Below are 22,960 nucleotides of genomic sequence, written 5' to 3' on the forward strand. Positions count from 1 at the left end.
GCGGCGGGTCGCATTGCGGCCGATGCCGGGCCGAATGTGCGAAAATGGCAGTGATTGAGGGTGAGATGGCGTCGATCAAGAGCGTTTGCGTCTATTGCGGATCGTCCAATCGGGTCGATGCGCGTTTCCTGGACGCGGCGGCGGAGTTGGGACGCCTTATTGGCCGAGCCGGCATCGAGCTCATCTACGGCGGCGGCCGCGTCGGCCTCATGGGCCGCGTGGCGGATGGGGTGCTGGCCGAGGGCGGCCGGGTCGTCGGCATCATCCCGCGGCATCTGCACGAGCGCGAGGTGGCGCACCAGACGGTGAGCGAGCTCGTGCTCGTCGACACCATGCACGAGCGCAAGCAGCTGATGGCAGAACGCGCCGACGGTTTCGTCGTGCTGCCGGGCGGCTACGGCACGCTCGACGAGATGTTCGAGATCATCACCTGGCGGCAGCTGGGCCTGCACGACAAGCCGCTGGTGCTGGCCGACGTCCACGGCTATTGGGCGCCGCTCGTCGATTTGCTCGACCGGATCATCGAAACCGGCTTCGCTCAGCCCGACTGCCGCAATCTCTATCAGACCGTGACGCGGATCGAGGACATCCTGCCGGCGCTCTATGCCGTGAGCCCGCCGCGGCAGCCGGTCGAATCGAAGTGGATGTGACGCGCTTGCGACAAGAGCCCTCTTGTCGGCCCTAATTCAGATGCTATGGTCCTCCGCCCTCGCGCCGCGGCCGAACCTCTTGGGTTTCGCGAACCGGATCCCATAATCCGGAACGAGCTGCCGCGTGCCGCCCCTGTTTGCCTCGCCCTCGCCCGCCTAACCTCTCGAGCGGGCAGGCCCTCTGGAGACGCGTTCTGATGAGCAAGATCACGGTGAAGAACCCGGTCGTCGAACTCGACGGCGACGAGATGACCCGCATCATCTGGAAGTTCATCAAGGACAAGCTGATCGTCCCCTACCTCGACGTCGACCTGAAGTACTACGACCTGGGCATGGAGCATCGCGACGCCACCAACGACCAGGTGACGGTCGATGCGGCGAATGCGATCAAGCAATACGGCGTCGGCGTCAAGTGCGCGACCATCACGCCGGACGAGGCGCGCGTCGAGGAATTCAAGCTCAAGAAGATGTGGAAGTCGCCGAACGGCACGATCCGCAACATCCTGGGCGGCACCGTGTTCCGCGAGCCGATCATCTGCAAGAACGTGCCGCGCCTCGTGCCCGGCTGGACCGCGCCGATCGTGATCGGCCGTCATGCCTTCGGCGACCAGTACCGTGCCACCGACTTCAAGGTGCCGGGCAAGGGCAAGCTCACCATGACCTTCACGCCGGAGGGCGGCGGCGAGCCGATCCATTACGACGTGTTCGACTTCCCGGGCTCGGGCGTCGCCATGGGCATGTACAACCTCGACGAATCGATCCGCGACTTCGCCCGCGCCAGCTTCAACTACGGTCTGCTCAAGAACTGGCCGGTCTATCTCTCCACCAAGAACACGATCCTCAAGGCCTATGACGGCCGCTTCAAGGATCTGTTCCTGGAAGTGTTCGAAAGCGAGTTCAAGGCCGAGTTCGACAAGCGCAAGATCACCTACGAGCATCGCCTGATCGACGACATGGTCGCCTCGGCGCTCAAGTGGAGCGGCGAATTCGTCTGGGCCTGCAAGAACTACGACGGCGACGTGCAGTCCGACACGGTGGCACAGGGCTTCGGCTCGCTCGGTCTCATGACCTCCGTGCTGCTGGCACCGGACGGCAACACGGTCGAGGCGGAAGCCGCCCACGGCACGGTGACCCGGCATTATCGCCAGCACCAGCAGGGCAAGGAGACCTCGACCAACCCGATCGCCTCGATCTTCGCCTGGACGCGCGGCCTCTACTACCGCGGCAAGTTCGACGGCACGCCGGACGTGCAGCACTTCGCCGAGACGCTCGAGAAGGTCTGCGTCGAGACGGTCGAGTCGGGCCGGATGACCAAGGACCTCGCCATCCTGATCGGCCCGAACGAGCCGTGGCTGTCGACCACCCAGTTCCTGGATGCGCTCGACGAGGGCCTTAAGAAGGCGATGAAGTAAGCTCGTTTCGAGAACGGAACGAAATGGCACGGGCCGGGGAGCGATCCCTGGCCCGTTTGCTTTTCGCAGGCGACCTCTGGCCCGGCTTGACCTGGTCCCATGCGCCGGTATCTCCTCGCCGCCATGAGCTATCGGCGTCATCTCGAAGCCTGCAATCGCTTCGATCCTGAGCGTTTCCTGCCGCTGCTGCTGAGGGGGCGCCGCGTCGGTTTCGTCCGCCGGGACAATGCCCGGCTGCTTGCGGCCTTTCCCCACATTTTCCGCCGGTCGGCGGACGCGGTCGCAATCGCCGACACGATCGAGGGAGCGGACGCCGTGACCCAAGCGTTCGGGGAGGCGACCGACGGGCTGATCCGCGCTGGCATGGTAAACAAGCGGCGCAACGAGATGTTCGCGATCACCGACGGCTGGGGCGGGCCGTTGTTGTTCGAACTCGACCGGGGGATGATCGAGTTCTTCGGCGCCCGCGCCTATGCGGTGCATCTGAATGGCTGGCGGCCAGGGGTCGACGGCCCGGAGTTCTGGATCGCCAAACGCGCCATGAACAAGGCGATGGCGCCAGGCAAGCTCGACAACATGGTCGCCGGCGGTCTTGGAGCCGGCTACACCGCCTGGGAGACGGTGCTGAAGGAAGCCAGGGAAGAGGCCGGCGTGCCCGAGGCCGTGGCGAGCCGCGCCCATGCTGCCGGCGCCATCCGCTACCGGATAGAGCTGCCCGACGGCATGCGTGATGAAGTGCTGTTCGTCTACGACATCGAGGTACCGACGGAGTTCGTGCCGCGCAACGCCGATGGTGAAGTCGAGGATTTCCGGCTGCTGTCGGCACGCGAGTGCCTGCGGCTGGTGCGAGAAACCGACCAGTTCAAGTATGACGTCAATCTGGTGCTGATCGATTTCGGCCTGCGCCATGGACTGATCGTGCCGGAGGCGCCGGACTATCTGGCCCTCGCCGAGGGTCTGCGGGGCAGCTTGGTGCGCGGCGAACGCTAAAGGCGCAACCATGCCGAGCCGAAGGGCGGCTTTCGCAGGAATACGAGAGGTTTCAGCGCTTCGCTCAAACCCATGGCCGCTCGTCGTGGCGGCCGGTCGGGAACAGGGTCAGGTACTGGACCAGCCGCGGCCGGTCGGTGCGGTTCGGGCTGCTGCCGTGCGGCAGGGCGTGGTGCCAGATGATGAGGTCGCCGGCCTTGCCCGGAATCGGCACCGCCGCGGCACGGATCTCATCGTCGAGCTGCCGCGGATCGGCACCAGACGGCAGAGCGGCGATCCAATCGGTGAGCCGGTGCTGGAAGCCCGGCACGCAGGTGAAGGCGCCCTGCTCCGCCATCGTGTCGGTCAGATAGAGGATGCCCTGCAGCCCGAACGGCATGGGCAACGCGATGCTGGTATCCCAATGCAGATGCGGCCCCGGAAATTGCCAGCCCGGCCGTTCCGGCGGATTGAAGCCGGCGCGGTCGGCCGTCGCCCAAAGGTCGTTGGTGCCCCAGAGCTGGGCGAAGGCGGCGCGAATGCGCGGCGCGCGGCGGACGGCACGAAGGGCCGGATGGTGAACGAGGTTCGTCCAGATGCTGTGGCCGTGGTCACGGCCATACCAGCTGGCCGGCCGATCGGGCGCCGCATCGAGCGCCTGCCACAGCGCCGCCTCGACCGCAGCCCGCGTCGGCTCGTCGACCGCGTCGGAAAGCACGACATACCCGTCACGCTCCCAGCCAGCGAGCTGGTCCGCACCCAGCACGGGCGCCGGCATCAGCAGTTCCAGGGCCGGATCCCCTACCCCGCCGGTCATCCGGACGATCGCATCATTGACCCGACGCACCCGGTCCGGATCGAGCGCGCCGCCGTTGGCCTCCAGCACCCAGCGCTCGAACGCCGCGAAATCATGGCCGTCGTTGAGGAAACGCAGGCTTTCGAGCAGGCCGAGATCGAGACCGTAGAGTGCGACCTGGTCGAGCGGATGGTCGGCAGCGCCGTCCCGCTGGCCCAACCGCTCGCGCGCAAGCCGCGACCACAGGCGTTTCAGGTGCATGATGCCGAGGCTGCCCATGTCCTCAGGCGCCGCTAGCGCCGGTATCGCCCGATCGCCGCCCATGCTCGTCCCCTTGGCGTCAGGGCCCGAGTGTCCGAATTCAATCACTAGACGTCAATCGTCGAGCGGCACACGCCCAAAAAGAAACGGCCCGCGCCGGTTTCCCGGTGCGGGCCGCTCGATCCAGTACCAGAGTCGGCTATTCGTCGGTGCCACCGTCCGGCGATGTCACCAGCATCGCGTCGGCGACCAGGCCGGCATTGCCACGGATCGCCCGCTCGATGGCGTCCGCCGTCTCCGGATGGTCCTTCAGATATTGCTTGGCGTTCTCGCGCCCCTGGCCGATGCGCTGGCCGTCGTGGGAAAACCACGAGCCCGACTTCTCGACCACGCCGGCCGAGACGCCGAGATCGATCAGTTCGCCGCGCTTCGACACGCCTTCGCCGTACATGATGTCGAACTCGACGACCTTGAATGGCGGCGCCATCTTGTTCTTCACGACCTTGACGCGGGTCTGGTTGCCGATGACCTGCTCGCGCTCCTTGATGGCGCCGATGCGCCGGATGTCGAGGCGGACCGAGGCATAGAACTTGAGCGCGTTGCCGCCGGTCGTGGTCTCCGGATTGCCGAACATCACGCCGATCTTCATGCGGATCTGGTTGATGAAGATCACCATGCAGCGCGACTTGGAGATCGAGCCGGTGAGCTTGCGCAGCGCCTGGCTCATGAGCCGCGCCTGCACGCCCATGTGGCTGTCGCCCATCTCGCCTTCGAGCTCGGCACGCGGCACGAGGGCGGCGACCGAGTCGACGACCAGCACGTCGATGGCGCCGGAGCGCACGAGCGTGTCGGCGATCTCAAGTGCCTGCTCGCCGGCATCGGGTTGCGAGATCAGCAGGTCGTCGATATTGACGCCGAGCTTGCGGGCGTAACCCGGATCGAGCGCATGTTCCGCGTCGACGAAGGCACAGGTGCCGCCGGTCCGCTGCGCCTCGGCGATGACATGGAGCGCCAGCGTCGTCTTGCCGGAGCTCTCGGGCCCGTAGATCTCGATGATGCGGCCGCGCGGCAGGCCGCCGATGCCGAGCGCGATGTCGAGGCCGAGCGACCCGGTCGAGACCACCTCGATGTCGAGCGCCGCTTCCTTCGACCCGAGCTTCATGATCGAACCCTTGCCGAACGCGCGTTCGATCTGGCCGAGAGCCGATTCCAACGCCTTCTGTTTGTCCATCTCAGCCTTATCCAACAGGCGCAGAACGGTCTGCGACATTGCCCGGTCCCCTTATTCCATAGGCCTCTCGGCGATGCAACGCGCATCACTGTACATGCTTTGTTCCGGAACACAATAGGAACATTTCGCGCGAAACGATCTTTGGAGTGCCTTGCCGGGCGTCACACGAGCAAGCGGTCGACCGCCATTTCGTTCCATTCGAGGCCGAGTCCCGGCCCTTGGGCCGTCACGCAACCGCGCTCAACTGCAAGCGGCCGCTCCAGCAACCGGGATGCCTTGTCGAGATGTTCGAGCCAGAGCGCCGTCGGCGTCACCGCAAGCAGATGGGCGCTCGCCTCGAGGAAGCTGTGACTCGACACCGGCAGCGACGCCGCCTTGGCCAGCGCCGCCGCTTCGAGCCAGCCGGTAACACCACCGATCTTCATGACGTCGAGCATGGCATGGTCCGAAGCGCCGGCGGCGACGGCGTCCGCCGCCGCCCGCGGGAACCACCAGTTTTCCCCGGTCTGCACCGGCACGGGCGAGCCGGCCCGGACGCGCGCGTGGCCCGCCAGATCCTCGGCCGCGACCGGCTCCTCGATCCAGGTCAGGTCGAATTTGGCGAGCGCCGCCGCACGCCGAAGTGCCTCGGTCGGGTCGAGCGACTGGTTATAGTCGACCATGAGGGCGATGCCGGGCCCGATCATGGTGCGGACGGCGGCGATGTCGGCCAGATCGCGCGCGAAGTCGGCGCCGCCGACCTTGATCTTGAGGCCCTGGAAGCCGGCCGCGACCGCGTCTAGGATCACCCGCTCGTCGGCCGCGACATCGATGATGCCGAAACTGGCATAGGCGCGAATCGGCCGCGGCGCGCCGCCGAGCAGGCTTGCGAGCGGCAGGTCGGCGGCGCGCGCCAGGATGTCCCAGAACGCCATGTCGAGCCCGGCGATTGCCATGCCGACTAGCCCCTGCAAGCCCAGCAGCCGGAAGCGCCGCTCGAGCGCGCGCATGCGCAGGGCGGGCGCCACGGCGGCCCCCGTCAATTCCGCGCCGATCTCGCTCACCAGCCGGGCGAGCGGCACCAGGACCGGCCTGGTATAGGCGAAGAGATAGCTGCGCCCGATGACGCCGGCCGTCGTCGCGACATCGATCAGCACCAGCGGCGTCGCCGGGATGTCGCCCGCGGCGGTGCGCACCGGCCGATCGAGCGGCACCATGACCGGCCGTGCCGTGACGCTGCGGATCTCCAGCCTATCGCCCATCACCCTCTCCTTCGCTCGAACCAGAGGATTGAGGCTTAGCCGCACGCGCGTGGCTCGATACACTCACTCGTCGGTATACGAAGAGGATCCCCCATGCGCGGCACGGCGGAGGCGACGCGGCAGCGGCTCCTGGAGGCCGCCTACGACCTGTTCTATGCGGAGGGGTTCGGGCGCGTCGGGATCGACCGGGTCGCCGAGGCGGCGGGCGTCACCAAGCGCACGCTCTATTACCATTTCGACAGCAAGGACACGCTGCTCGCTGCCGTGCTCGACCATCAGCACGCGCTGGCCCTCAGCCGTATCGCCGAATGGGCGGAACCGCTCGCGGCCGCCGATCTCGGCCAGTTCCTCGATGCGCTGTTCGCAGCACTCGAGCGCTGGTCGCGCGAGCGGCGCTGGACCGGCGCCGGCATGACACGGCTCGTCATGGAACTGGCCGACCTGCCGGGCCACCCGGCGCGCGCCGTCGCGGCACGGCACAAGGCGGCGATCGAGGATTGGCTCACGACAGCGTTCGAACGCCATGGTGCGGCGGCGCCTCGCGCCGGCGCACGAACGGTCATGCTGCTGCTCGAAGGCACCCAGGCGATGATGCTGATCAGCGGCGACCGGAGCTACGCCGCGACCGCAGCGGCGGCGGCGCGGCGCATGATCCTCGGCACTTGATCAGACTCAGCCCTCGCCAAGATCGCCCATGATCTCCTTCACCTTGAAGGCGAGCTGCTTCAGCGAGAAGGGCTTGGCCAGGAAATGGATGCCGGCGTCGTCGCCGATGCGCTTGCGGAAGGTATCCTCGGTATAGCCCGAAATGAACACGACCTTCATGTGGGGCCGGCTCTCGCGCACCTGCTTGATGAGCGTCGGCCCGTCCATGCGCGGCATCACCACGTCGGTCACGATGAGGTCGATCGGCTCGGTGCCGTTCTGGATGATCTGCAACGCCTGCTCGCCGCTCTTCGCCTCGACCACCGTATAGCCCTTGTTGCGGAGCGCGCGGGCGCTGAACAGGCGCACCGGATCTTCGTCCTCGACCAGCAGGATCGTGCCGGCACCAGTGAGATCGCGCGGCGCCGCCACTTCGAGCGGATCGAGCGTCGACGCCGGTGGCGCCTCGCCTTCCTTGCGCTGATGACGCGGCAGATAGATCGAGAAGCGCGTGCCGACGCCGACGGTGCTGTCGACGAAGATGAAGCCGCCGGTCTGCTTGACGATGCCGTAGACGGTCGAGAGCCCGAGCCCGGTGCCCGAGCCCACCTCCTTGGTCGAGAAGAACGGCTCGAAGATGCGCGCCATGATCTCGCGCGGAATGCCGGTGCCGTTGTCAGTCACCTCGATCAGCACGTAGGAGCCGGCGGGCATGATCTCGAGCTCGCGCTGGATCGGCTGCGCCTGCTCGACGTTCGAGGTCTTGATCACGAGCGTGCCACCCCCCGGCATGGCGTCGCGCGCGTTGACCGCGAGATTGATGATCACCTGCTCGAGCTGGCCCTGGTCGACGCGGACCATGCCGAGATTGCGGCCCTGGACCATCTTGAGCTCGACATTCTCGCCGAGGAGCCGGTTCAGGAGGTGGCTCAATTCGCTCAGCACGTCGCCGATGTCGATGATGCGCGGCTGCAGCGTCTGCTGGCGCGAGAAGGCCAAGAGCTGCCGCACCAGGTTGGCGGCGCGGTTCGCGTTCTGCTTGATCTGCATGATGTCGGCGAAGGACTGGTCGCCCGGCCGGAACCTCAGCAGCAGCAGGTCGCAGAAGCCGATCATCGCGGTCAAGAGGTTGTTGAAGTCGTGGGCGACGCCGCCGGCGAGCTGACCCACCGCCTGCATCTTCTGCGACTGCGCGAATTGCAGCTCGAGATTCTTCTGCTCGGTCAGATCGATGAAATGCAGAATCAGGCCGGCGATGCTGCCCTCGGTCGTGTCGAGCCGGCTCGCAAACAGGGCCAGCGTCTTGTTGCCGCGCCCCGTGCGCACGCGCAGCTCGAGCGGTCGGTCCAAGGCCGTGCCCTTGACGATCTGCGCCAGCCGCTCGCCGGCCGGCACCTGGTCGTCTTCGATCACGAACTCCATCAGGTTGCGCCCGGCCAGCTGCTGCTCTTCCGTCAGCAGCAGCCTTTCGAGCGCCGGATTCGTCTCCTTGAACCGCGCGTGCGTGTCGATGAGCGCGATGCCGACGGGTGCGATCTCGAAGAAGCGCTGGAAGCGCTGGCGCGCCCGCACGAGCGCCTCCTCGCGCGCCCGGTCCGGCGCCAGGTCGCGCACGACCGAGCAGGTGCGCCGGCTGGGGCCGCTGCCCTCGATCGTCTGGCTGATCGCGGCGTAGGTGAGCCGCCCCTGCCGGCCCGCCAGAATCACCTCGCGGCCCTCGCCCGGCGCCTGCGGGTCGAACGGCACGCGCGTCGCGTCGTCGGATGCCACCAGGAAATCCTCGATCCGCGCGCGCTCGTTGATGAGCTGCTCCGGCGAGGCGCCGAGCCAGCCGGCCAACGTCTCGTTGATCATGAGGAACCGGCCGGTCTCGTCGATCGAATAAAGCCCGAACGGCACGCCGTCGAAGAATTCGAACAGCATGGTCCGGCCGGCCTCGATCACGCCGCGCAGCTGGCGCTTGTCGGTAATATCGACGAGCTGCCAGACGGCACCGCCGCGGACCGAGGCGATCGGCGCCACCGTCACCTCGAACCAGCCGACGCGGCCGTCGAGGAACCGCGCCCGGAGCTCCGCATGGGCGGTGCCACCGACGCGCGCCTGGGTCCGGAGCCGGTTGAGCTCGCGCTCGACCTCCTCCTCGTCCTCGGCGCCGTCGAGGAAGGCCTGCAGCGGCGAGCGCCCGCCGGAGAAGCGGGCGACATAGGCGGCATTGGCGAAGCCGATGACGCCCTGTGGATCGGTCACGAACGCCGCGTCCGGCAGCGCCTCGAGCGCCTGGCGCGCAAGCGATGCCATGCGGCCCGCCGCGGCCAGGCGCGCGCCCAGCACCGCCAGCGTGACGAAGGCCAGCATCGCCACCAGATCGATCGCGAGCGTCGCGTCGAACGCGATCGACCCTGCCGGCAGCTGCGTGCCCAGCCAGGCGCCGAGCGCCAGGCTCGTGGCGGACGCGACCAGGCCCGACACCAGAAGCGGCTTCACGCCGCGCGTCGGCAGCCGCCGCCCGCCTTCCTCCGCCCGATCGGCTTCTAGAACCATGGCCGCACTCTTGATCGTCTCCTGCTTTTCGTCATCGCTCAGCCGGGGTGGGTGATGCTGGTCAGTACATCGACATACTGGCCCAGGAACCAATAGAGCAATGGCGGCAAGGTCAGGCCGATGATGACCAGGCCGCCCAGCACCTGCAGCGGCAGGCCGATATAGAAGACCTGCAGCTGCGGCATGATCTTCGAGATCAGCCCCTGCGCCACATGGAACACCGTGCCGATGATGAGGAACGGGGCCGCAAGCTCGACGCTGATGAGGAAGCCGCGCGCGACCAGATGCGCCATGGCGTTCGACAAGTCGGCGAACGGCGGTACGCCGCCCGCAGGGAAGGCCGCATAGCTGTCGACGATCGAGCGGATCAGGATATGATCGACACCCGTGACGAAAATCAGCACGACCGCCATGGCGGACAGCAGGCTCGCCGGCAGCGTCTCGGGCGAGGTCTGGCCGGGATTGAACGTGATGGCGCTCGCGAGCGACGTCTGCATGGCGATGATGGCGCCGCCGGTCTCGAGCGAGGCCAACAGCACCCGGGCCATGAGCCCCAAGAAGCTGCCGATGAAGATCTCGTCGAACATGAGCGCGAACATGCGCAGGACATTCTGCGGCTCCGCCGGCACGCCGTAGTCCGCCTGAATGACCGGCGTCACCGCTGCGCTGATCGCGGCCGCGACCACCAGGCGCGCGCGCACGTTGACATAGGCGTCGCCGAAGCCCGGCAGGAAGCCGACCGCCGCCGCCATCCGGCAGAACACCAGGAAGAAGGTCCAGACGACGGCCGGGACCAGTTGCTCCAGCGAATAGGTCGTCATCGCCTAGGTCACCATGGCCCGTGTCATCATGCCAGGCACGGGGCTATTGGATGGCGATGATGCGGTCGGCGAGCGAACGGGCGAAGGTTTCGAGCGTGCCCAGCATGAACGGCATCAGGAGCAGGACCGACAGGAAGATCACGATGATCTTCGGCACGAAGGTCAGCGTCTGCTCCTGGATCTGGGTCAGCGCCTGGAACACCGAAATGGCGATGCCGACGACGAGGGCAGCCAGCATGGGGCCGCCGGCGATCTTGAGCGCGGCGAAGATCGCCTCGCGGGCGACGTCGATGATCTCGGTTTCGTTCATGACCGATCAGACGGTCATGTGCAGAATTTCCTGATAGGCGGAGACGACCTTGTCGCGCACCGCGACGACGGTCTGCAGGGTGACATCTGCGTTGGTCACGGCGGCCACGACGCTGTTGATGTCGGCATGGCCGGCGACGGCCTGCATGCTCGCGATCTCGCCGCCCTTCTGCGCGTCGACGGCGCTTTCGAGAGCGTTCTTCAAGAGGTCGCCGAAGCCGCCACCGCCCTGCGACGCCGCCCCCTGCGGTTGCGTCAGCGTCTTGGCGGCATTGGCATAGGCGGCAGCGCCGGCGGCGACATTGATCGTCATGGTCCTGGTTCCTCGGCGGCGGAGCCGCGCATGCAACGAAGGGTTAGGATCCCTTAGCTGCGCAGCAGGTCGATTGCACGCGAAATCATGGTGTTCGTCGCGTCGATCACGTCGACGTTGGCCTGGTAGCTGCGTTGAGCTTCGCGCAAATCGCTCATTTCGACCAGCGGGTTGACGTTCGGCATGCGCACGTAGCCGTTGCCGTCGGCCGCCGGATGCCCCGGCATGTACTTGAGCTCGAACGGTGCGGCGTCGGGCACGATCCGGTCGACCTTGACGGTGTCGGCGCCGGTCGCGCGGTCGAGCACGTTCTTGAAGGTGACAAGCTTGCGGCGATAGGGATCGGCGCCGGGAGAGGCCGCCGTCGAATTGGCGTTGGCGATATTCTCGGAAATCGTGCGCAGGCGCAGGGTCTGCGCCGCCATCGCCGACGCCGCAGTCTTCAGGGTATCATCGAAGCTCGACATGCCTGCACCTTCCAGCGGAACCCGGTTGTCGCGTTACGACCCGGTCCGACCGATCGCGGTCTTAATCAGACCCACCTGCTTCTTATACAGATTCGTCATCAGCTGGTAGTCCGACGCGGTCTCGGACACCTTCATCATCTCGTCCTCGAGCGAGACCGTATTGCCGTTGATCTCGCGGTCGGTCGTGATCTTCTCGATTTCCGGCTGCAGCTTCGCCGCCGCCTCGGTGCCGACCAGGTGATGCGGGTCGGTCGTGACCGGCGCCAGCTTGGGCGTGGCCTGGTGGGTCACCTCGGCCAGTTCCTTGCGGAAGTCCAGCGGGCGAAGATCCGACGCCTTGAAGCCCGGCGTGTCGGCATTGCCGACGTTTTCGGACACGACCTTCTGCCGCGCCGTCAGCCAGTTCATCTTCTTCGTCAGCGCTGCGAGCAGCGGCAGGTTGTTGAGGTCCATCGGACCCTGAGCCTCGTCCAAATTTTTGGGCCGTTGCAGCATGCCGGACGTCTCATTACCAACGGGTTAAGCCCCGGACGGTCCCGCATCGACCGTCCGGGCCCCACCCCACGCCGCTATTTCGCCTTCGGCTGATAGGCCTTGAGGCCCATCTGCCAGAACATGAAGGCGAACTTGTCGGCGAGCTCCTTGTTGCGCTGGATGCGCGTCGAGCCGATGCCGTGGCCGGCGTCATAATCGACGCGCAGCAGGATGGGCCGGCCGCTCGTGCTCGCCGCCTGCAGGGTCGCCGCCATCTTGGCCGACTCGTAGGACGGCACGCGCGGATCGTTGATGCCCGTCGTCAGCAGCACCGCCGGATAGGGCGTGCCGGGCTTGACGTTGTGCATCGCGTCCATGGCGAGGAGCCCCTTGAACCCGTCCTCGGTCGCAACCGAGCCGAATTCCGGGACGTTCGGCGGCCCGTTCTCGCTGAACTCGCCCCGGAGCGCGTTCGAGACGCCGACCTCGTCGATCACGACCCGGAACAGATCCGGCCGCGCATTCATCGCGCCGCCGACCAGGATGCCGCCGGCGCTGCCGCCGTCGATCGCGAGCGTCGCCGGCGTCGCCCAGCCCTTGTCGACGAGATACTGGGCGCAGGCGATGAGGTCGGCCCAGCTGTTGGGCTTCGTCGCCTTCTTGCCGGCCTGATGCCAGTCCTCGCCATATTCGCCGCCGCCGCGCACATGGCAGATCGCCCAGATGCCGCCATGCTCCATGAGCGGGAACCAGCGCGGCGCGAACACCGGCGTCTCCGAGATGCCGTAGGCGCCGTAGCCCCAGATGAGCGTCGGATGCTTGCCGTCAGGCTTCGCGTTCTTCTGGCGCACGATCGACAGCGGCACCTCGGTGCCGTCGGCGCTCTTCACCTTGAGTTCCTCGCCGACATAGCCCTTGGTGTCGACCGGCGATGGCGCCAGGAGACCCGTGTCGACGATCTTGCTGTCTTTCGGATCATAAGTGACCCAGGCCTGCGAATGGACCCAGCCCTCGACGCTGAACAGCGCGCCCGGGGTGCGCGTGTCGGCGCTGAGCCCGTCGACCGTCGCACCGTCGTAGGGCAGCGGCATGTCCTGGACCTTGCCGGTGTCGTAGGGCAGCCGGCGCAGGCGGCTCGGGCCGCCGTCCATGTCCTGGACATAGAGCGCGTCAGCCGCGGTCGCGATGTTGGCGATCACGACGGTGCCGGTCGGCACGACCGTCTCGGCCTGGGCCAGATCCGGCTTCCTGATGTCGGTCTTCAGGATCTTGAAGCGCGGCGCGCCTTTGTGGCTGAGCAGGAACAGGTCGTGGCCGTGGAGCGCGGCATTCGTCACCTCGTCGTCGGGCAATGCCACCTTGACCCAGGGCGTGTTGCCGTCCGTGACCTTGACGAGCGGCGCCTCGTAGAGCCCGATCTCGTTCTGCACGCCATTCACGACCAGCCCCAGCGCGTAGTCGGAGCCAGGCGTCACCACGATCGACGGGAAGGCGATCGGGTCGATCTTGAGGCCCGTGTTGAGCCCGGTGCCGAGCACGGGCTTGTCGTTTTCCGGATCGGTGCCGACCACGTGCAGATAGGCCCGGCTGTCCTTCTCCTTCTCGGTGCCCGGGTCGTTCGGGCCCAGCTTTTTCAAGCGGTTGTAGAAGAACGCCTTGCCGTCCGGCAGCCAGGAGACGGAGGCGAAATTGGTCCGGTCGATCGTCTCGTCCAGGTCCTTGCCGGTCGCCACATCCATGATATGGAGCACGCTCTGCTCCGAGCCGCCTTCGGACAGGCCGTAGGCGACATATTTGCCGTCGAGCGACGGTTGGAAATGGTCGATCGAGACGTGCTTGCCATCGGTCGAGAGCTTGGTCGGGTCGACCAGCACCTTGTCCTTGCCCTTCGCCCCCTGGCGCACGACGAGGGAGAAGTTGGCCGCCCCCGGTGCGCTCTTGCGATAGAAATAGGCATCGCCAACCTGGATGACGCCGATGACCTTCACGCTGGCGTTGTCGAGCGCCACGATCCGCTTCTCGAGCTCGGCGCGGCCCGGGATCTTGGCGAGGGCGGCATTGGTATAGTCGGCCTGGGCCTTCATGTAGGCCTGGAAATCCGGCGACTTCGCATCTTCCATCCAGCGATAGTCGTCAGTCACGGTGGTGCCGAAGAAATTCTCGACCACCGGCTTCTTGTCCGCGACCGGCTGACCCGGCGCCGCGATCGCCGCGGCCGACGCGAAGAGGGCGGCAAGACCCAAGGTCCAGCCGCCCCATGCGCCGCGAGTATCCTGCCGTAACGCCATGCAACTGCCCCCTCTTTGAGGAATTCCGTTGCGGGCGACGCTAGCGCTTATTTGTCCCGAGGAACAGCCCGTCGCCGCTGCTCAGAGTTCGGCGTATTTCCCCTCATGCCATTGCCACACAACGAATCCAGCGCGGGTGATGTCACCCTTTTGATCGAACTTGATCTCGCCCGTGACCGTATCGAACGTCTCAGCATGCAGCACCTTCACCAGGTCGGCGAGCTTGGTCGATTTCGCCGCCTCGACCGCCTGCGCATAGATCTGGATCGTGGCATAGGCCTGCAGCGTGAAGCCCTCGGGCGGAGCGCCCTGCTTCTCGAATGCTTCAACGACCGCCTTCGCCGCCGGCCGCTTGCGCCAATCGGGCGCAAAGGTGAACAGCGTCCCCTCGCCGGCCGGGCCGGCGATCTGCCAGAACTCGAGCGCCGGCAGCGCCGAGTCCGAGACGAGCTGCGCCGTCAGCCCCTGCTCGCGCGCCTGGCGGATGATGAGCGCTGCCTCCTTCTGATAGCCGCCGAAGAAGATCGCTTCGACTTTCGCTTGCTTCAGCTTCGAGACGAGCGCCGTGAAATCCTGGTCGCCCGCGGTGATCGACTCGTCGATCACCTCCTTGACGCCGGCCGCGTTCAGCGCCTTGCGCGTCTCGTCGGCGATGCCTTTGCCGTAGGCCGACTTGTCGTCGATGATCGCGACGGGCTTGTCCTTGAAACGGGCGACGAGATAGGCGCCGGCGACCTGGCCCTGCTGATCGTCGCGGCCGCAGGCGCGATAGACGTTGGTCCAGCCCTTCTTGAACGCGTCCTCGGTCAAGGCCGCCGCGGTCGAGGCCGGCGAGATCTGCAGGATGCCGGCCTCGTTGTAGATCGCCGAGGCCGGGATCGACGAGCCGGAGCAGAAATGGCCGGCGACGAAGGCGATGTCCTTGCTTGCCAGCTGGTTGGCGACGGCGACCGCCTGCTTCGGGTCGCAGGCGTCGTCGGCCACGGTCAGCACCAGCTTCTGCCCGAGCACGCCGCCCTTGGCATTGATATCGGCGACCGCCTGCTCGGCGCCGCGCTTCAGCTGCTCGCCGAACGCGGCGTTGGCGCCGGTCAGCGGCCCGACCAGCGCTATCGGAATGTCGGCCTTGGCGGTACCACCGGCGGCGAGCGCCATGGTCAAGGCAGCAAGAAACTTTCGCATCGTCCCAGATCCTTTCGTGAAGCCGACGTAACCGCCCCGTCCTTTTATCCGGCCGTCAGTCGCGGCCGTGTCTTTTGTCGGTGACGAGCATGCAGCCCGGCGCATGGGTGATGCAGAATTCGGGCCGCACCACCTCGATCGCGGCCTGGGGTGTGACACCACAGGCCCAGAAGACCGGGATCTCGCCCGGCTCAATCGCGACCGGATCGCCGTAATCGGGCCGCATGATGTCGCGGATGCCGAGCGCCGCCGGATCGCCGGCGTGGAGCGGACCGCCGTGCATGTCGGGGAAGCGGTTGGAGATCACGGCCGCGCGCGTTGCGTTCTCGGGCGAGAGCGGCCGCATGGACACGACCGTCGGCCCGTGCCAGCGGCCGGCCGGAATGGTCGCGAGGCTGGTCTTGTACATGGCGACATTGCGGCCCTCGGCCACATGGCGCAGCGGGATGCCGGCCTCGATGAGCGGATGCTCGAACGTGAAGGAGCAACCGATCACGAAGGTGACGAGATCGTCTTGCCAGAGCTCGGCGATGTCGGTCGGCTCGGCGGCGAGCACACCGTCGCGATAGATGCGATAGCGCGGCAGGTCGTGGCGGATGTCGATGTCGGCGCCCAGCGTCGGCAGCGCCGGCGAGCCCGGCTCGGATATCGCCAGGATCGGGCAGGCCTTGGCGTTGGCCCGGCAGAACAGCTCGAACTCCTCGGCCCAGTCGCGGGACAGGATCACGACGTTGCCCTGCACATGGCCAGGGGCCAGCCCAGCGGTCGGCCCGGCATGCGCGCCGCGGCGAATGCGCGCCCGCACCTCGGCGATACCGGCCGCCGTGCTCACTTCATCATCCATGACCCTGCCCTCGCCCCGGTAATCCTGGAAGCCAGTTAGCCACGGAACCGAAGCGCAGGTCGAATTGTCATCTTGGATCGAAAGCGATCAGAATTCCTGATCAGGGGCCATGCCCTTCCTCGATCGCGACCGACTCGGCGAGCCGGGCAACGATGGCGGCGAGCGCATTGTCCGGCTGGTCCAGATAGCTCGCGGTGAAGGCGAGCGGCGGCAGCACGGTGTCGGACGCGAGGATGCGCAGCCGGCCGGCGGCGAGCTCGTCCGGGATCACCGCCGGCGGGATGGCGCTGATGCCGATGCCGTCCAGCGTCATGCGCACGATGGACGCGAGCGAGCTGTTGGCGAAAAAGCGCGGGCGGGGGATCTCGACGCGGGCGAACAGCTCCGTCACCTCGCGATAGGGCCGCGTCTGGCGCGAATAGGTCATGATCGGCCAGGCCGCGAGCTCGGTCAGCGTCACGGGCCCCGACCCGATCGACAGGTCGGGACTCGCGATCCAAGCCATCGGATAGCGGCAGAGCGGCAGGTTCATGATCTTGGGCGCGCTGATCGGCCCCAGCAGCAACGCGATGTCGAGCTCGCCCGCGAGCAGGGCGTCACGCAGGTTGGCCGAGACGTCGACCGAGATTTCGAGCGTAATCGCCGGATAGCGCTCGTGCAGCCGCTTCACGAGGCGCGCGAGCCAGGTATGGACGATGGTCTCGGACAGGCCGAGCCTGACCGTGCCGCGCAGCGATCCGGCCTCGGTCACCGCCATGACCATCTCGGTCCGGAGCGCCAGCATGCGCTCGGCATAGGCGAACAGCTCGACACCCTTCGGCGTCAGCGCGGAATGGCGCTTGTCGCGGTCGATGAGGCGCGTGTTGAACGCCTGCTCCAGTTGCTGGATGCGCGCGGAGACGGCCGGCTGCGTCGTGTTGAGCTTTTCTGCGGCCCGGCGGAAGCCGCCCAGCCGGGCGACCCAGTAGAAGGTCTCGAGCGTTCGAAGTTCGATCATCGCCAGCCCATTTCCGATCCCGCCCTCGCCCATGCCGCGGCGTTTTTGTCGCGGACCACGCCCAGGGCGCAACGCGAGTTGCACCACGCGCGCCGACCGGGCACCCTCTGGCGGAGATTTCCTGCGACAGCCTGTCGCCGCCGCCTCTAAGGCTTTGTTAAGGGGCGCCGCCGCAGGCTCCCTCGAGATAGCGCGAAAGGGCCCGGATGGAACGAGAAAAGGCGATCGCCCTCGATTTCGATCCCCGCGATCCGAGCGTGCCGACCGTCATTGCGACCGGCGAGGGCGCGGTCGCTCGCCAGATTCTGGAAATCGCGTTCGAGCACGGCGTCAAAGTGCGCGAGGACGCCGACCTCGTCGAAATCCTATCGACGCTCGAGGTTGGTGACGAGATCCCGATCATCGCCTTCGCCGCGGTTGCGGAAATCCTGACGCACGTCTATCGGTGGGAGCTGCAGCAGCGTTCCGCCCCAGAGCCCTCTCTTGGGCCTTCTCCCGGGCTTTCCGTACCATGACCGAGACCGCGCTCGACCGATTGCTCGACGACACGGACGCCCAGCTCGACGCGGCACTCGCCGCCGTCGAGACCGGCGACCTCATCGACCTTGCCGACCTGCCGCCGCGCGTCGAGACCATCTGCAAGCTGGCGGTGGACGGCCGCCGGCGTGACATGGCCGATCGGCTGCTGCAGCTGAGCCGGAAGCTCGACGAGATCGAGCGGCTGCTGCGCGAGCGGCTGGCCGCGGTGACGCCGGAGACGGAGCGCGTCTCCGACCCGAAGCGGGCGAGCGACGTCTATCGAGCGACAGCGGGAGCGCCGAAATCGAAAACATGACCGACATCGTCCGGCTGATCCTGGCACTGGTCTTCGTGCTGGCGCTCATCGGCCTGTTCGCCTGGCTCTTGCGCCGGTTCGGCCCCGCCATGCGGCTCGGCCGCGCCGGGCGGTTGGCGCTGGTCGAGTCCATCGCCGTCGATTCGCGCCGCCGGCTGCTGCTCGTGCGGCGCGACCAGACCGAGCATCTGCTGCTGATCGGCGGCACGCGCGACCTGGTGATCGAGAGCGGCATCCGGTCCGCCTCGGACGGCAGCCGGCGCGACCGGTCGGAGCCGAGCTTCGCCACCCATCTGCCGGGCGAGGACGCGTGATCCGATCGATCCTGAAACGGGGCGCCGTTCCGCTCCTGCTGCTGATGCTGCTTTTGCTGGCCGGCCCCGCTTCGGCGCAGAGCCTGTCGGTCGACCTCGGCGATGGCGGCGGCTCGACGACCGGCCATATCGTCGAACTCGTGGCACTCATGACCGTGTTGAGCGTGGTGCCGGGACTGCTGGTGACCGTCACCTCGTTCACGCGTATCGTGGTTGTGCTGTCGTTCCTGCGCACGGCCATCGGCATCCAGCAGACGCCGCCCAACACGGTGCTGATCAGCCTGGCGCTGTTCCTCTCGGCCTTCGTCATGGGGCCGACGCTCGAGCGCTCCTACAACGACGGCATCGCCCCGCTGATCGCCGAGAAGATCGACAACGAGACCGCGTTCGAACGCACGGCGAAGCCGTTCCACGACTTCATGCAGACCCATGTGCGCGACCAGGATCTGCAGCTGTTCATGGGCCTCGGCCGCATCCCGCCGGTCGCGACGCCGGACGACACGCCCTATCGCGCGCTGGTGCCGGCCTTCCTCATCAGCGAGCTGCGCCGCGCCTTCGAGATCGGCTTCCTTCTATTCCTGCCGTTCCTCATCATCGACATCGTGGTTGCCTCGCTCGTCATGTCGATGGGCATGGTCAGCCTGCCGCCGAACGTGCTGTCGCTGCCGTTCAAGCTGATCTTCTTCGTGCTGATCGACGGCTGGTACCTGGTGTGCGGCTCGCTTATTCAGAGCTTCGGGCCGGGCTGATCGCCCATCGCCCAGCGATAGATCGCCTCCCGATCGGCCTCGGTCGCGACCGAGCGGACGACGGCCGGATCGGCCGCAAGCTCGCGACCGATCGCGACGGCGACGCGCTGCTCAGGGCACAGGCCGAGGCAGGAGGTCTCGACCACGCGCAGCGCCTTGCTGCGGCCGACGGACCCCAACCGTTCCTTGAACCATTGCCGGAGCGTCGTGCGCCCGTCCGGCGTCAGGCCGTCCGGCAGCTTGCCGGAGCAGCGCAGGCAGACGAACAACACGTCGGTCTGCCAGCTGGCCGGCGCCGGCCCGGTCGCAGCCAGCGCCGGCAGAGTTGTCATGGGCTCGGGAGCGGGTTCCCGCCCCCTGACCCGCCGCCCACCAATCCAGGCGCGTCGCAAGCTTGTTGGTATCAATCCCATCCCCCTAGACGCGCTCGACATCGGATGCAGCGGCGTCGATGATCGCCGTGATGCGTGTCACCTGCTCCTCGGTCAAGCCTCCCTTGGCGAGGCGCATCTGCAGTGCCAGCTTCAGGTTCTCCATGGCGCGCAAGATCTGCGGCTGGATGCCGCCGCCGAACCGCCGCGTCGCCTCGGCGATCTTTTCCATGACCAGGTTCACGGCCGACTGGTTGCTGGCGAGGAACGCCCGCCCCTCGTCGGTGATCGCATAGAGCTTCTTGTTGCCCTCTGCCTGGGCGACAGTGACGTAGCCCATTTCCTCGAGCAAGGTCAGTGTCGGATAGATGACGCCCGGGCTCGGGCTGTAGAGTCCCTGCAGCTTGTCCTCGATCGCCTTGATGATCTCGTAGCCGTGGCGCGGCTTCTCGTTGATCAGGCTCAGGATGATGAAGCGCAGGTCGCCCTGCTCGAACAGCCGGCCCATGCGCCCGCCGCCCCAGCCGTGCCGGCCGTAGCCGTGATGCCCGCCGAAATGGCGGCCGCCGAAGCCGAATTCACCCCGGGCGAAGCGTCGCTCGCTTTCCTCCCGATGGCCGTGCTGTCTGAATCTTCCGAACATAGTAACCTCTTGTCAATGTTTCGACGCTTCTAAGATATATCGAAACCGTGTTTGCACAAGAGGCTTTTTGGATGTCCCGCTCCGTCGCGACGCCGCCGGGCGCCCGTCAGTTGATCTTGCTGAGCTCGTTCTTGGCGAGGCGCTGGCGGTAGGTCGTCATGAAGCCCTGGAGGTCGCTGATCTGGGCGACCCGGTCAGCCAGCGACTTGAAGTCGCCGCTCGCGGCCGAGCTGTTGCCGGCGACCACGCGGAAATCCTCCTTGAGCGCGCTCTGGTCCATCGCCGCGCCATATTGCTTCTGCAGGGCGGTGAGGCCGGCGCGGTCCTTGCCCAGCACCATCGCGGTCGCGATCTTGAGCACCGTGCGCGCCGTATCGTCGTCGATCTTGCTGGCCGCAGGCGGCTTCAGGCCGCGCTGCAGCACCGGCACGACCGCCGCCCAGTTCTGCGTCTTCCAATAGATGTCGACGCGCAGCCGGTCGGCGTCGGCCGAATTGTCGCCGTTGAGCAGCTGCAGCGCCTCGGTGTTCTTGCTCTCCTCGGCGAGCGCGCGCGCCCGGAGCTCCGTACGCTGCTGGACCAGCTCCGGCGGCAGGTCGGGCGCGACCGGCACGTCGAGCGCCGCGATCGCGTCCTCGGGCCGGCGGTCGAGCAGCCGGACGAGCGCCAGCTGGGCTGCGACGCGTGCCTGGTCGACGCCGCTGAGGCGCGTCTTCACCTGGGTCTCGAGCAGATCCGCCGCCCGGTCGAGCAGGTCGACCTTGACCAGCTGGTCGGCGAGCTTGCGGATGATCTGGTCGCCGACGGTGCCCGGCGGGGTCAATTCCTTGAACTCGTCATAGAGGCTGAGCTGCTTCAGCGGCGTCACGTTGTCGGCCGCCTTGCCCAGGAACAGGTCGACGAAATATTGCTGCATGTCGTCGGCGACGCCCTTCGCGGCCGGATTGTCGCCGTAGCTCGCCAGCACCTGACGCAGCGAGCGGAAGCCCGAGCGGTAGTCGCCGTCGGCGATCTGCAGCTCGGCGAGCTTGCGCAGCACCCGGATCTCGAAATCGTCGCCGCGCCAGACGAAGCGCAGCCGGTCGAGCGCCGCGATCGCATCCGCGCGGCCAATTTCCTTGTCGTCGAGCTTGGTCAGGGTCATGGCGTAGGTCGCCTGCGCCCGGGCCAGGCTCGAATCCGGCGACTGCGAGACCTGTTGCCAGAGCTCGACCGCGCCCTTGGTGTCGCCCTCGATCGAGAGGATGCGTCCACGCAGGACCTTGGCCTGGTCGGCCTCGCCCTCGGTCGGCTGATGCGCCAGCACGTCCGCCACCAGGTTCGACGCTTTCTCCCGGTCGCCGGCATTGAGCAGCGCTTCCGCCAGCTTGACCGCGAGCCGGTTCCTGAGCGGCGGCGGATAGTTGCGCAGCACGTCGGACGACTTGTTGTAGGCAGCGAGCGAATCCGCCCAGAGGCCGCGGTCGGCGGCGAGCACGGCGCGCCACAGCTGGCCGTCCGGACGATCGTCGAGCGCCGGATCGCCGAGGTCGGCGAGTGCCGTATCGAGCTGGTTCGCCAGTTCCTCGGACGCGCCGCGCAGCGCGCGCAGGTTCGGGTCGTCGAACATGGCCGGCGCGTCGTGCTCGATCGCGCGCAGGACGCCCAGCGCCTCCGGCCCCATGGCATTGGCAAAGAAGAAGCGCGCGAGATCGATGCGCGCGTTGTTCCGGTCGTCGGGCGCTGCACTCGCGATCGCCTGCATCAGCGCCTGCCGCCGGCGCGTGAAATCCTCGCCCGGCCCTTGCCAGCCGGTCGGATCGAACAGCCGGTTTTCGGCCGCCTTGCCCGCCCGCTCGGCATGCCGGTCCGCATCGGACGAGAGCGCAAGCCCGCCTGGCGCGCTCAACTCGACCAGGTTGGGCTGCGACCGGATCGCCAGCTGGTCGCTCGACGGGCGGAACACCAGGCCCTGCGCGCTCGGCAGGACGCGGAAGTCGGGATATTCGCCGCCGAGGTCGGAGCCCTGGCCGATCTGCGGCAGCGGCACTGCCACCAGCACGTCGCCGGCGTCCGGGTCGGTCAGGCTGATCGGGCTCGCGGGCTCGCTCACCGGAAAGATCATCGATGCGTTGGGGCCGTCGCTGCGCACCTGCCCCTGCACCGGCGCGTCCGCGCGCTGCGGCTGGTTGCGCAGTTCAACCACCCAGGCCGTGCCGGCGCGGCGCACGCTCGGATTGAAGCCGGCCCAGACCGCGAGCCGCAGCACCGTGCCGCTGCGGCTCGGCATCTGCGCGATCGAGGTGATGACCGGCCAGTTGGCGGCGCGGAAATCGGCGAAATCCATCTTCTGGGCGCGATCGAACACCATCCAGACCGCGTTGCCCCGGCGGAACATGGCGGCCGCCGTCGGCTGGCGCCATTCGAAGCGCAGCGAGACGCCGTCGTCGATCAGCGTATAGCGGATCTGCAGCCCATTCTCCGCCGCCGAGCCCAGGGTGCCGGAAACCTGGCCCGACGGTGCCGGTGCGTCCTGGTCGACGTCGGCCGGCGGCACCGGCGGGTGCGCGGGCGGCGGCGTGTCGGCCACGACCGGCGCCGCCGATGGCGCCTCGGCCGCGGCGGGTG

24 protein-coding genes are annotated in these 22,960 nt (G+C 67.2%); 8 read left to right on the plus strand and 16 right to left on the minus strand.

What is annotated here, in order from left to right; translation table 11 throughout:
• Nucleotides 1-65 precede the first annotated feature (65 nt).
• The 3 genes from IEY58_RS24770 (at nt 66) to IEY58_RS24780 (ending at nt 3,052) form a co-directional block, all read left to right on the plus strand.
• On the plus strand, nt 66-650 hold the full coding sequence (locus tag IEY58_RS24770) for an LOG family protein (protein ID WP_189050762.1): 585 nt from the start codon (nt 66-68) through the stop codon (nt 648-650).
• 197 nt (nt 651-847) lie between these two features.
• Nucleotides 848-2,062 carry an NADP-dependent isocitrate dehydrogenase gene (locus IEY58_RS24775; protein ID WP_189050764.1) on the plus strand — a complete coding sequence of 405 codons (1,215 nt, stop codon included), beginning with the start codon at nt 848-850 and terminating at the stop codon, nt 2,060-2,062.
• A 99-nt stretch (nt 2,063-2,161) separates the two neighbouring features.
• Nucleotides 2,162-3,052 carry an NUDIX hydrolase gene (locus IEY58_RS24780; protein WP_189050766.1) on the plus strand — a complete coding sequence of 297 codons (891 nt, stop codon included), beginning with the start codon at nt 2,162-2,164 and terminating at the stop codon, nt 3,050-3,052.
• A 64-nt stretch (nt 3,053-3,116) separates the two neighbouring features.
• Here the strand turns inward: IEY58_RS24780 and IEY58_RS24785 are convergent, their stop codons facing one another.
• From IEY58_RS24785 to IEY58_RS24795, 3 genes are all read right to left on the minus strand, one after another.
• Nucleotides 3,117-4,151 carry a phytanoyl-CoA dioxygenase family protein gene (locus IEY58_RS24785; protein ID WP_189050768.1) on the minus strand — a complete coding sequence of 345 codons (1,035 nt, stop codon included), beginning with the start codon at nt 4,149-4,151 and terminating at the stop codon, nt 3,117-3,119.
• Nucleotides 4,152-4,287: 136 nt separating this feature from the next.
• A complete protein-coding gene (recA, locus tag IEY58_RS24790) occupies nt 4,288-5,358 on the minus strand; it encodes a recombinase RecA (RefSeq protein WP_189050770.1) in 1,071 nt (356 codons plus the stop codon).
• A 122-nt stretch (nt 5,359-5,480) separates the two neighbouring features.
• A complete protein-coding gene (locus IEY58_RS24795) occupies nt 5,481-6,560 on the minus strand; it encodes an enolase C-terminal domain-like protein (protein ID WP_189050772.1) in 1,080 nt (359 codons plus the stop codon).
• A gap of 93 nt (nt 6,561-6,653) precedes the next feature.
• Between IEY58_RS24795 and IEY58_RS24800 the strand changes: the two genes are divergently transcribed.
• Nucleotides 6,654-7,226 (plus strand): TetR/AcrR family transcriptional regulator, encoded by a 573-nt coding sequence (locus IEY58_RS24800; protein ID WP_189050774.1) that lies wholly within the window; start codon nt 6,654-6,656, stop codon nt 7,224-7,226.
• A gap of 6 nt (nt 7,227-7,232) precedes the next feature.
• Here IEY58_RS24800 and IEY58_RS24805 read toward each other — a convergent pair whose 3' ends face one another.
• From IEY58_RS24805 to IEY58_RS24850, 10 genes are all read right to left on the minus strand, one after another.
• Entirely contained in the window at nt 7,233-9,746 is a 2,514-nt protein-coding gene (locus IEY58_RS24805) for a PAS domain-containing protein (RefSeq protein WP_189050776.1), read from the minus strand.
• A gap of 38 nt (nt 9,747-9,784) precedes the next feature.
• Complete coding sequence (locus IEY58_RS24810; protein ID WP_189050778.1) at nt 9,785-10,567, minus strand: flagellar biosynthetic protein FliR; 783 nt, start codon at nt 10,565-10,567, stop codon at nt 9,785-9,787.
• Nucleotides 10,568-10,610: 43 nt separating this feature from the next.
• Nucleotides 10,611-10,877 carry a flagellar biosynthesis protein FliQ gene (gene fliQ, locus IEY58_RS24815; RefSeq protein WP_189050780.1) on the minus strand — a complete coding sequence of 89 codons (267 nt, stop codon included), beginning with the start codon at nt 10,875-10,877 and terminating at the stop codon, nt 10,611-10,613.
• A gap of 6 nt (nt 10,878-10,883) precedes the next feature.
• Complete coding sequence (gene fliE, locus IEY58_RS24820) at nt 10,884-11,189, minus strand: flagellar hook-basal body complex protein FliE (RefSeq protein WP_189050782.1); 306 nt, start codon at nt 11,187-11,189, stop codon at nt 10,884-10,886.
• 53 nt (nt 11,190-11,242) lie between these two features.
• A complete protein-coding gene (gene flgC / locus IEY58_RS24825) occupies nt 11,243-11,656 on the minus strand; it encodes a flagellar basal body rod protein FlgC (protein WP_189050784.1) in 414 nt (137 codons plus the stop codon).
• 33 nt (nt 11,657-11,689) lie between these two features.
• On the minus strand, nt 11,690-12,109 hold the full coding sequence (gene flgB, locus IEY58_RS24830; RefSeq protein WP_189050786.1) for a flagellar basal body rod protein FlgB: 420 nt from the start codon (nt 12,107-12,109) through the stop codon (nt 11,690-11,692).
• Between the two features lie 116 nt (nt 12,110-12,225).
• Nucleotides 12,226-14,418, minus strand: coding sequence for a prolyl oligopeptidase family serine peptidase (locus tag IEY58_RS24835; protein WP_189050788.1), 2,193 nt, complete (start codon nt 14,416-14,418; stop codon nt 12,226-12,228).
• 81 nt (nt 14,419-14,499) lie between these two features.
• Complete coding sequence (locus IEY58_RS24840) at nt 14,500-15,600, minus strand: branched-chain amino acid ABC transporter substrate-binding protein (protein WP_189050789.1); 1,101 nt, start codon at nt 15,598-15,600, stop codon at nt 14,500-14,502.
• A gap of 55 nt (nt 15,601-15,655) precedes the next feature.
• Nucleotides 15,656-16,444, minus strand: a complete 789-nt coding sequence (locus IEY58_RS24845) for a putative hydro-lyase (RefSeq protein WP_189050791.1) — start codon at nt 16,442-16,444, stop codon at nt 15,656-15,658.
• Nucleotides 16,445-16,544: 100 nt separating this feature from the next.
• Nucleotides 16,545-17,441 (minus strand): LysR family transcriptional regulator, encoded by an 897-nt coding sequence (locus IEY58_RS24850; RefSeq protein ID WP_189050793.1) that lies wholly within the window; start codon nt 17,439-17,441, stop codon nt 16,545-16,547.
• A 206-nt stretch (nt 17,442-17,647) separates the two neighbouring features.
• Between IEY58_RS24850 and IEY58_RS24855 the strand changes: the two genes are divergently transcribed.
• From IEY58_RS24855 to fliP, 4 genes are read left to right on the plus strand one after another with little or no spacing between them, the layout of a single operon-like run.
• Entirely contained in the window at nt 17,648-17,956 is a 309-nt protein-coding gene (locus IEY58_RS24855) for an EscU/YscU/HrcU family type III secretion system export apparatus switch protein (RefSeq protein WP_189050795.1), read from the plus strand.
• Nucleotides 17,953-18,276 (plus strand): hypothetical protein, encoded by a 324-nt coding sequence (locus IEY58_RS24860; protein ID WP_189050797.1) that lies wholly within the window; start codon nt 17,953-17,955, stop codon nt 18,274-18,276. The genes IEY58_RS24855 and IEY58_RS24860 overlap by 4 nt, the downstream gene beginning before the upstream one ends.
• Nucleotides 18,273-18,590: a flagellar biosynthetic protein FliO gene (locus tag IEY58_RS24865; protein ID WP_189050798.1), complete on the plus strand. Its 318-nt coding sequence runs from the start codon at nt 18,273-18,275 to the stop codon at nt 18,588-18,590. The genes IEY58_RS24860 and IEY58_RS24865 overlap by 4 nt, the downstream gene beginning before the upstream one ends.
• A 44-nt stretch (nt 18,591-18,634) precedes the next feature.
• The gene (gene fliP / locus IEY58_RS24870; protein ID WP_189050833.1) at nt 18,635-19,339 is read left to right on the plus strand and encodes a flagellar type III secretion system pore protein FliP; all 705 of its coding nucleotides are present in this window, start codon (nt 18,635-18,637) and stop codon (nt 19,337-19,339) included.
• On the opposite strand, the gene IEY58_RS24875 is transcribed toward fliP, so the two are convergent.
• From IEY58_RS24875 to IEY58_RS24885, 3 genes are all read right to left on the minus strand, one after another.
• Nucleotides 19,318-19,671: an ADP-ribosylation factor GTPase-activating family protein gene (locus IEY58_RS24875; protein WP_189050800.1), complete on the minus strand. Its 354-nt coding sequence runs from the start codon at nt 19,669-19,671 to the stop codon at nt 19,318-19,320. The two genes, fliP and IEY58_RS24875, sit on opposite strands and share 22 nt — an antisense overlap.
• Before the next feature lie 85 nt (nt 19,672-19,756).
• Complete coding sequence (locus IEY58_RS24880; protein WP_229743934.1) at nt 19,757-20,353, minus strand: PadR family transcriptional regulator; 597 nt, start codon at nt 20,351-20,353, stop codon at nt 19,757-19,759.
• 106 nt (nt 20,354-20,459) lie between these two features.
• Nucleotides 20,460-22,960: tetratricopeptide repeat protein (locus tag IEY58_RS24885; RefSeq protein WP_189050802.1), on the minus strand; the 2,501-nt coding region annotated here is incomplete at its 5' end.

The sequence above is a fragment of the Aliidongia dinghuensis genome, from assembly GCF_014643535.1.
Classification (GTDB): Bacteria; Pseudomonadota; Alphaproteobacteria; order ATCC43930; family CGMCC-115725; genus Aliidongia; species Aliidongia dinghuensis.

Coding starts and splice junctions, on each gene's coding strand:
- IEY58_RS24770 (WP_189050762.1), top strand. CDS start 66: ATGGCGTCGATCAAGAGCGTTTGCGTCTATTGCGGATCGTCCAATCGG.
- IEY58_RS24800 (WP_189050774.1), top strand. CDS start 6,654: ATGCGCGGCACGGCGGAGGCGACGCGGCAGCGGCTCCTGGAGGCCGCC.
- IEY58_RS24780 (WP_189050766.1), top strand. CDS start 2,162: ATGCGCCGGTATCTCCTCGCCGCCATGAGCTATCGGCGTCATCTCGAA.
- IEY58_RS24880 (WP_229743934.1), bottom strand. CDS start 20,353: ATGTTCGGAAGATTCAGACAGCACGGCCATCGGGAGGAAAGCGAGCGA.
- IEY58_RS24835 (WP_189050788.1), bottom strand. CDS start 14,418: ATGGCGTTACGGCAGGATACTCGCGGCGCATGGGGCGGCTGGACCTTG.
- IEY58_RS24795 (WP_189050772.1), bottom strand. CDS start 6,560: ATGGGCGATAGGCTGGAGATCCGCAGCGTCACGGCACGGCCGGTCATG.
- IEY58_RS24865 (WP_189050798.1), top strand. CDS start 18,273: ATGACCGACATCGTCCGGCTGATCCTGGCACTGGTCTTCGTGCTGGCG.
- IEY58_RS24855 (WP_189050795.1), top strand. CDS start 17,648: ATGGAACGAGAAAAGGCGATCGCCCTCGATTTCGATCCCCGCGATCCG.
- IEY58_RS24785 (WP_189050768.1), bottom strand. CDS start 4,151: ATGGGCGGCGATCGGGCGATACCGGCGCTAGCGGCGCCTGAGGACATG.
- fliE (WP_189050782.1), bottom strand. CDS start 11,189: ATGACGATCAATGTCGCCGCCGGCGCTGCCGCCTATGCCAATGCCGCC.
- IEY58_RS24875 (WP_189050800.1), bottom strand. CDS start 19,671: ATGACAACTCTGCCGGCGCTGGCTGCGACCGGGCCGGCGCCGGCCAGC.
- fliQ (WP_189050780.1), bottom strand. CDS start 10,877: ATGAACGAAACCGAGATCATCGACGTCGCCCGCGAGGCGATCTTCGCC.
- IEY58_RS24860 (WP_189050797.1), top strand. CDS start 17,953: ATGACCGAGACCGCGCTCGACCGATTGCTCGACGACACGGACGCCCAG.
- IEY58_RS24850 (WP_189050793.1), bottom strand. CDS start 17,441: ATGATCGAACTTCGAACGCTCGAGACCTTCTACTGGGTCGCCCGGCTG.
- flgB (WP_189050786.1), bottom strand. CDS start 12,109: ATGGACCTCAACAACCTGCCGCTGCTCGCAGCGCTGACGAAGAAGATG.
- IEY58_RS24775 (WP_189050764.1), top strand. CDS start 848: ATGAGCAAGATCACGGTGAAGAACCCGGTCGTCGAACTCGACGGCGAC.
- IEY58_RS24840 (WP_189050789.1), bottom strand. CDS start 15,600: ATGCGAAAGTTTCTTGCTGCCTTGACCATGGCGCTCGCCGCCGGTGGT.
- IEY58_RS24805 (WP_189050776.1), bottom strand. CDS start 9,746: ATGGTTCTAGAAGCCGATCGGGCGGAGGAAGGCGGGCGGCGGCTGCCG.
- flgC (WP_189050784.1), bottom strand. CDS start 11,656: ATGTCGAGCTTCGATGATACCCTGAAGACTGCGGCGTCGGCGATGGCG.
- IEY58_RS24845 (WP_189050791.1), bottom strand. CDS start 16,444: ATGGATGATGAAGTGAGCACGGCGGCCGGTATCGCCGAGGTGCGGGCG.
- fliP (WP_189050833.1), top strand. CDS start 18,635: ATGCTGCTTTTGCTGGCCGGCCCCGCTTCGGCGCAGAGCCTGTCGGTC.
- IEY58_RS24810 (WP_189050778.1), bottom strand. CDS start 10,567: ATGACGACCTATTCGCTGGAGCAACTGGTCCCGGCCGTCGTCTGGACC.
- recA (WP_189050770.1), bottom strand. CDS start 5,358: ATGTCGCAGACCGTTCTGCGCCTGTTGGATAAGGCTGAGATGGACAAA.